Genomic DNA, 7568 nt, shown 5'->3' with positions numbered 1-7568 from the left:
GGAAGCGCGATCCACCAGAGCGGCGGATGCGCTGAAGGCCATGGTCAGCAATACCGCGACCGTGCTGCGGGTGGTGAACGATCACGGTGAAAGCCGTTGGTGCGACGTACCGCTCGATCAACTGGTACCAGGCGACGTGGTGAAGCTGTCAGCGGGCGATATGATCCCCGCCGATCTGCGCGTGTTTCAGGCCCGCGATCTGTTCGTTGCCCAGGCTTCGCTGACCGGTGAATCGCTGCCGGTGGAGAAAATGGCGCGCAGCCGCGAACCGCAGCAAAACAATCCGCTCGAGTGTGACACCCTCTGCTTTATGGGCACCAGCGTGATCAGCGGATCGGCGCAGGCGATCGTATTCGCCACCGGCGGTAATACGTGGTTCGGGCAACTGGCCGGGCGCGTCAGCGAGCAGGAGAGCGAGCCGAACGCGTTTCAGAAAGGCATCAGCCGCGTCAGCATGCTGCTGATCCGCTTTATGCTGGTAATGACGCCGGTGGTGTTGCTGATCAACGGCTACACCAAAGGCGACTGGTGGGAAGCGGCGTTGTTTGCGCTCTCCGTGGCGGTGGGCCTGACGCCGGAAATGTTGCCGATGATCGTCACCTCGACGCTGGCGCGCGGCGCCGTAAAACTGTCGAAACAAAAAGTGATCGTCAAACATCTGGATGCGATCCAGAACTTCGGCGCGATGGATATCCTCTGCACTGACAAAACCGGCACCCTGACGCAGGACAAAATCGTGCTGGAGAATCATACCGATATCTCCGGCAAGGTCAGCGAGCGCGTGCTGNTGCCTCACCAGCCATTACCAGACCGGGCTGAAAAATTCGCTTGATACGGCGGTGCTGGAAGGCGTTGAGCAGGATGCGGCGCGTACGCTCTCCGAACGCTGGCAGAAAGTGGATGAGATCCCGTTTGATTTCGAGCGCCGCCGCATGTCGGTGGTGGTGGCTGAACAGGCCTCCGTACATCAGCTGATCTGCAAAGGCGCGTTGCAGGAGATCCTCAGCGTTTCCACGCAGGTGCGTTACAACGGCGACATTGTGCCGCTGGACGATACCATGTTGCGCCGCATTACGCGGGTGACTGATACGCTTAATCGCCAGGGGCTGCGCGTGGTGGCGGTCGCCAGCAAAGTGCTGCCGGCGCGGGAAGGGGATTATCAGCGCGTTGATGAATCCGACCTGATCCTCGAAGGGTATATCGCGTTTCTTGATCCGCCGAAAGAGAGCACCGCCCCGGCGCTGAACGCGCTGAAGGCCAGCGGCATCACCGTCAAAATCCTCACCGGCGACAGTGAACTGGTGGCGGCTAAAGTGTGTCATGACGTCGGCCTTGATGCAGGCGAGGTGGTGATCGGCAGCGAGATCGAAACGCTCAGCGACGATGAACTGGCACGGCTTGCCCGCCAGACGACGCTGTTCGCCCGCCTGACGCCGATGCACAAAGAGCGCATCGTGACGCTGCTGAAGCGGGAAGGGCACGTGGTCGGCTTTATGGGCGACGGCATTAACGACGCGCCCGCGCTGCGTGCGGCGGATATTGGCATTTCGGTCGATGGCGCGGTGGATATCGCCCGTGAAGCGGCGGATATCATCCTGCTGGAAAAGAGCCTGATGGTGCTCGAAGAAGGGGTGATCGAAGGGCGTCGTACCTTTGCCAACATGCTGAAATACATCAAGATGACCGCCAGTTCGAATTTCGGCAACGTTTTCAGCGTGCTGGTTGCCAGCGCCTTTCTGCCGTTTTTGCCGATGCTGCCGCTGCACTTGCTGATTCAGAATCTGCTGTATGACGTATCGCAGGTGGCGATCCCGTTCGACAATGTTGACGACGAGCAGATCCAGACGCCGCAACGCTGGAACCCCGTCGATCTGGGGCGCTTTATGCTGTTCTTTGGGCCGATCAGCTCGATCTTCGACATTCTGACCTTCTGTCTGATGTGGTTTGTGTTTCACGCCACAACGCCGGAGCACCAGGCGCTGTTCCAGTCCGGCTGGTTTGTGGTGGGGCTGCTGTCGCAGACGCTGATTGTGCATATGATCCGTACGCGTCGCATTCCGTTTATCCAGAGCCGTGCCGCGTGGCCGTTGATGGTGATGGGCACCGCGCTGCCGCTCTCGCCGCTGGCGGGGTATTTGCAGCTCCAGGCGCTGCCGTTGACCTATTTCCCGTGGCTGGTGGCGATTCTGGCGGGATACATGACGCTTACGCAGAGGGTGAAAGGGTTTTACCGTCGTCGCTATGGCTGGCAATAAATAGCATCAGGAAGTTACGCGTGCGCAATTTTTCGCCTGTTGCCGTCCGGTATAGTGCCATTCAGTAAATAAATATCAGCTTAAGGAGAAGGTGATGGAACGTATTGATTTGCACATGCATTCGGCGTACAGCGACGATGCGGATTTCCCGGTCAGCGACCTGCTGACCATGGCGAAAGCGGCGGATCTGACGGCGCTGGCGATTACCGATCATAACTCGGCGCAATCCGTTGACGACGCCATTCGCTACGGCAAAGCGAATGGCGTCCGCGTGATGACAGGGATCGAAATTGACTGTGCGTTCGCGGGCAATAACTACCACCTGTTGGGTTACGGTTTTCGCCGCGACAGCCGTGATTTTGACACCGTCAGGCACAACTATCGACAACTGGACATTGCCGCGACACCGGTGAAACTCAGCAAACTGCGGGCGCTCGGGTTCCAGATTGACGAAGATCGCCTGTATGCCATGGCGGGCGATGGCATTCCGCAGGAAGAGGAAATGGCGGAGCTGATTCTGGAAGATGCGCGGAACGCGAATCACGAACTGCTGCTGCCTTACCGGGCCGGGAATGCCCGCAGTGATATGCCGCTGATTAACTTTTTCTGGGATTTTTTCGGCANNTGACCTCCCGCCGATGGCAGAAATGGCGGCGCTGATTATCGACAACGGCGGCATTCCGGTGATTGCGCATATCGGGGCCAACGTGAAGGAAAATCACCTGTCGGTGATTGATCAGATGTTGCCGCTCGGTGTGCAGGGCGTGGAGGTATTCTCCAGCTACCATGACGAAGCGCTTCGCCGCGCGCTTTATCAGTACACCGTGGATAACTCGCTGCTGGCAACCAGCGGCAGCGACTTCCATGGCAAAAACAAACCCAACATCAAAATGGGCAGCAGCCAGCCGTGGGCTGATGCGCTGCCGAAAACCCTGGAAATCCTCGAACAGGTGACCCTTTATTAATGCCTGAAAAGAGGAGGTGGTGATTGCGGCGGTCTACCCGCTGGAGAAACTGCTGCGGGCGACGCGCAACGAATAAGCAAAAGCTTGCCGGGTCTTCGCGACCCGGCACCGCGATTAGCGACGAACCGCGATCGCTTCGATTTCGATCTTCACGTCTTTCGGCAGACGCGCCACTTCCACGCAGGAGCGCGCCGGGAACGTCGCGTTGTGCTCGGTGAAGAACGCTTCGTACGTGGCGTTCACGGTGGCGAAATCATTTAGATCTTTAACGAAAACGGTGGTTTTTACGATGTCGCCAACGTTCAGACCTGCTGCTTCAACGATCGCTTTCACGTTTTCCAGCGACTGACGCGCCTGCGCGGCAACATCGTCCGGTACGCTGCCGGTTTTCGGATCCACCGGGATCTGACCTGACGTGATGATCATGCTGCCAAGATCAACGCCCTGAACATACGGGCCGATAGCTGCGGGTGCATTTTCCGTCGCGATAATTTTGCTCATGTTATCTCCTGAATACAGCGGTAATTAAGGTCCTGGCCATTATAAGACGCGTGCCGGTCATTACCAGTCAGAAATCGTTCGCCAGTACCACATGGTGAGAGAATTCTTTCTCACAGTATTTGCATTTCAGGGCGATATCACTGGTGCGCTTTTTCACTGCAAAGCTGGAGCTGACCGGCTCCGCGTGGCTGATGCAATTGCTGTTCGGGCACACCAGCACGGTGTCGATGCGGTCCGGCAGACTCGGGTGCGATTTACCCACCACTTCATAATTGTCGATACGGTTGACGGTGGCTTGCGGCGCGTACAGCGCGAGCTGGTTGACCTGATCGTCGGTCAGGAACGTGTTCTCGATTTTAATCAGATCCTTGCGCCCCATCTCGCCAGACGGCAGGTTCAGACCGATGGTGATGCGCTGGTCGGTTTTGGTCAGTTTGAACAGCGTCAGCAGCTTAAAACCAATCTGCGCAGGGATGTGATCAATTACGGTGCCGCATTTGATGGCTTCAACCTGCAGTTTATTATCGTGTGTCATTGTCGTTTCCCCCTTACAGATCCAGTTCGCTATTCAGTACCAGCGCCAGTAACGCCTGGCGTGCGAAAATCCCGTTGCCAGCCTGCTGGAAGTACCAGGCATACGGCGTTTTATCGACATCAGTGGCGATCTCATCGATGCGCGGCAGCGGGTGCAACACTTTCATGTTGCTGCGCGCGTTGTCCAGATCGCTGGCGCGCAGCACAAACTGCGCTTTGACGTTGGCGTATTCCGACGGGTCGAGACGCTCTTTCTGCACGCGGGTCATGTACAGAATGTCCACCTCGGCCAGCACATCGTCGATGGCGCTGTGCAGGCTCCAGGCAATGCCTTTTTCGTCCAGCATGTCGAGGATGTACTGCGGCATCGCCAGCGCGTCCGGGGCGATAAAGTAGAAACGGTTGCCGTTGAATTTCGCCAGCGCCTGCGTCAGTGAGTGCACGGTGCGGCCATATTTCAGGTCACCGACCATCGCCACGCTGAGGTTTTCCAGACGCCCCTGGGTTTCCTGAATGGTGAACAGATCCAGCAGCGTCTGCGTCGGGTGCTGGTTGGAGCCGTCACCGGCGTTCAGCACCGGCACGTTGCCGGAAAACTCGGTTGCCAGGCGCGCCGCGCCTTCCTGCGGGTGGCGCATTACGATGGCGTCCACGTAGGTGCTGATCACCGAAATGGTGTCCGCGAGGGTTTCCCCTTTTTTGCCCAGCGAGGTGTTGGCGCTGTCNCCCCGCTGGAGCCGAGACGGTGCATCGCGGTTTCGAACGACAGGCGGGTGCGGGTCGAGGCTTCGAAGAAGCAACTGGCAATGACCTTGTGCTTCAGCAGCTCCGGCTGCGGGTTCGCTTTCAGTTTCGCCGCCGTCGCCAGCACCAGTTCGAGGTCCTCGCGACTGAGATCGTTTATGGAAATGATATGTTTTTGATATAGCGGGTTAGCCATGTTTATCTCCTGATCGCTGGGCAAAAAAAAGCCCCTTAAATAAGGGGCTTTGAGAATGAATGATCAACGGGAAGAAAAACGGCAGGCCTGCGTCCTTTTTCAGACGCGGTAAGACAGTATGTCGTACACTCTGGACCATGCTTCCCCCCGGCAAATTGTCCGGCATTATACGCAGCTGCATTTTCTGATCAAGCGATTAATGCACAAATTTAGCAAGGGAAACGGTTATCTCTGCATATCAATTCATCATGAGTAAATAATTAATCTGTTTATGCACCAGAGCCGTGCGCTTCACATCACGCGGGGCGACCCAGACGATACTGCTGCCTGCTACCACGCCGAGGATTTCAGGCAAGGCGTGATAATCGAGAATTCGCGCCACCGCACGGCCGTATCCCGCCGCGGTGTAGATAAGGATAAATTCGCTATTGTGCTCGACGCTCACCACCATTTCGGCAATCGACCGCGCCGCGTTGGGGGCCGGGCGCAGCTGGGGATTCACAGAATAAATTTTTTGCCCTTTGGCATTTCTTATTTTTATGACGCCAAGCAATTTCAGCAGGCGGGACACCGTCGACTGGCTGATGCTGTCAAAGCCGTGGCGCTGCAGATCGCGGCGAAGCTCTTCCTGGGATAAATAACTTTTTTCACCGATCAGGCGCTGACAAACAGCGAGCTGGAGCTGCTCTTTATCACTGGTGGGTTGGTCAAATTTCATCATCGGATTTCAGTTTCCATGTTGAGAAAACGAACGTTTTTGAACAATCAATAACTTACGTGCCGATTTTATTGGTTATTTATTGTTTACCCAGATAAATCGCCCCACCCGGGGCGTGGTTATTTCATCATGTGATAGATAGGGTGCCCGCCGCAATCCGCATCAGCGTGTAGCCTGCCACGATCACCAGCAGCGTCAGCACGCCCCACTCCAGCGTATTAAAGCAGCGTTGCTGGTTGGCTTTTTTCTGCCAGACGTAGACCACCGCACCCGGAATAAACAGCAGCGAGCTGAGCAGCATCGAATCGCCTGCGGCATAACAGAGCCAGAAACCATACAGCGTGGCGATGACGCTAATCATGCCATCACGCAGGGTTTTCTCGCCCGGCTGATAATGTTCCCCCGTCATCACCAGCTTCAGACCAAACGCGGCGCTGAACAGATAGGGGGGCAGGATCGCCGCGGTGGCGATGGAAAACAACACCTGATAGCCCGCCTGGTAAAACAGCGCCAGCAGCAGGAAAAGCTGCACCAGACCGTTGGTGATCCACAGCGATACCGACGGCGAATGACGGCTGTTTTCACGGGCAAACACCGCCGGGAAAATGCCATCCTGTGCGGCGACTTTCGGCAGCTCGGCGGCAAACAGCGTCCATGCCAGCAGTGCCCCTGCCACCGAGAAAATGACGCCACCGGCAACAAATTTCGCCCCCCACGGCCCGACGACATTTTCCAGCACACCGGCCATCGACGGATTTTTTAAGCCCGCCAGCGTGGCCTGGTCAAGGATCCCCATCGACAGCACGCTGACCAGCACATAAATCGCCAGCGCCCCGAGCAGACCCACCACTGTCGCCTTGCCGATATCGCTCCGTCTGGCCGCCCGCGCGGACACCACCGTCGCCCCTTCAATGCCGATAAACACCCAGGTGGTGACCAGCATGGTGTTTTTTACCTGGCTGAACAGCTCAGGCGCGGTGCCATCCACGCGCATCATGCGACCCCAGAAATCAGTGGTCAGTACGCCCAGACGGAAAGCGATCAGCACGGCGATGATGAAAATAATCAGCACCAGCACTTTCACCACCGTGAGGATGGTGTTGATCCACGCCGCTTCCCGCACGCCGCGCAGCACCAGCGTGTGGACCAGCCACAGCACCACCGACGCGCCGATAATCGAGACCAGGTTGTTGCCATCGCCGAAAACGGGGATGAAAAAGCTGACGGCGCTGAACAGCAGCACGGCGTAAGAGACGTTGCCGAGCCACGCCGAAAACCAGTAGCCCCACGCGGCCTGAAAGCCAATGAAATCACCAAATCCGGCCCTGGCATAGCTGTAGATGCCGCCGTCGAGATCCGGGCAGCGGGCGCTGAGGTTTTGATAAATAAACGCCAGGCACAGCATGCCGAAACCGGTGATCACCCAGCCGATCATCAGCGCGCCGGGTGAAGCAACAGAGGCAAAGTTCTGCGGCAGGCTGAATACGCCGCCGCCAATCATTGACCCCACGACCAGCGCAACCAGCGCGCTCAGCCCCAGCTTTTTATCGCTGCTGGTACTGGCGGCCGTTGCGTCATCCTTCGTTAAATCAGTCATCGTATTCTCCTCCTGTCTGGTTGCGCAGAGGGAAGGACGCCGCACCCGGCGGCATCCC

The 7568-nt window shown here is 57.3% G+C and carries 6 protein-coding genes and 3 pseudogenes; 3 read left to right on the top strand and 6 right to left on the bottom strand.

Features of this window, described 5'->3' with window-relative positions:
* From mgtA to GM30_RS27425, 3 genes and pseudogenes are all read left to right on the top strand, one after another.
* Positions 1-2255, top strand: a pseudogene (gene mgtA, locus GM30_RS19745) (magnesium-translocating P-type ATPase); the annotation flags it as partial.
* Positions 2256-2349: 94 nt separating this feature from the next.
* The gene (locus GM30_RS27430) at positions 2350-2883 is read left to right on the top strand and encodes a PHP domain-containing protein (RefSeq protein WP_238582683.1); all 534 of its coding nucleotides are present in this window, start codon (positions 2350-2352) and stop codon (positions 2881-2883) included.
* Between the two features lie 10 nt (positions 2884-2893).
* The gene (locus GM30_RS27425) at positions 2894-3220 is read left to right on the top strand and encodes a PHP domain-containing protein (protein WP_238582682.1); all 327 of its coding nucleotides are present in this window, start codon (positions 2894-2896) and stop codon (positions 3218-3220) included.
* A gap of 114 nt (positions 3221-3334) precedes the next feature.
* Here the strand turns inward: GM30_RS27425 and ridA are convergent, their stop codons facing one another.
* The 6 genes and pseudogenes from ridA to GM30_RS19715 all read right to left on the bottom strand — a co-directional run bounded on the left by ridA (position 3335) and on the right by GM30_RS19715 (position 7510).
* Entirely contained in the window at positions 3335-3721 is a 387-nt protein-coding gene (gene ridA, locus GM30_RS19735; protein ID WP_049849991.1) for a 2-iminobutanoate/2-iminopropanoate deaminase, read from the bottom strand.
* Between the two features lie 67 nt (positions 3722-3788).
* A complete protein-coding gene (pyrI, locus tag GM30_RS19730) occupies positions 3789-4256 on the bottom strand; it encodes an aspartate carbamoyltransferase regulatory subunit (protein ID WP_049849990.1) in 468 nt (155 codons plus the stop codon).
* A gap of 13 nt (positions 4257-4269) precedes the next feature.
* Positions 4270-5195: pseudogene (gene pyrB / locus GM30_RS19725) on the bottom strand (aspartate carbamoyltransferase).
* Positions 5196-5197: 2 nt separating this feature from the next.
* Positions 5198-5334, bottom strand: a pseudogene (pyrL, locus tag GM30_RS24960) (pyr operon leader peptide).
* Positions 5335-5433: 99 nt separating this feature from the next.
* The gene (locus tag GM30_RS19720; protein ID WP_419096672.1) at positions 5434-5913 is read right to left on the bottom strand and encodes an arginine repressor; all 480 of its coding nucleotides are present in this window, start codon (positions 5911-5913) and stop codon (positions 5434-5436) included.
* A 127-nt stretch (positions 5914-6040) separates the two neighbouring features.
* Positions 6041-7510: a basic amino acid/polyamine antiporter gene (locus tag GM30_RS19715; RefSeq protein ID WP_049849989.1), complete on the bottom strand. Its 1470-nt coding sequence runs from the start codon at positions 7508-7510 to the stop codon at positions 6041-6043.
* Positions 7511-7568: the final 58 nt, after the last annotated feature.

Source organism: Trabulsiella odontotermitis, assembly GCF_001188485.1.
Taxonomy (GTDB): Bacteria; Pseudomonadota; Gammaproteobacteria; order Enterobacterales; family Enterobacteriaceae; genus Trabulsiella; species Trabulsiella odontotermitis_A.
The sequence above is the reverse complement of the archived record's forward strand: the minus strand, read 5'-3'. Positions and strand labels throughout refer to the sequence as shown.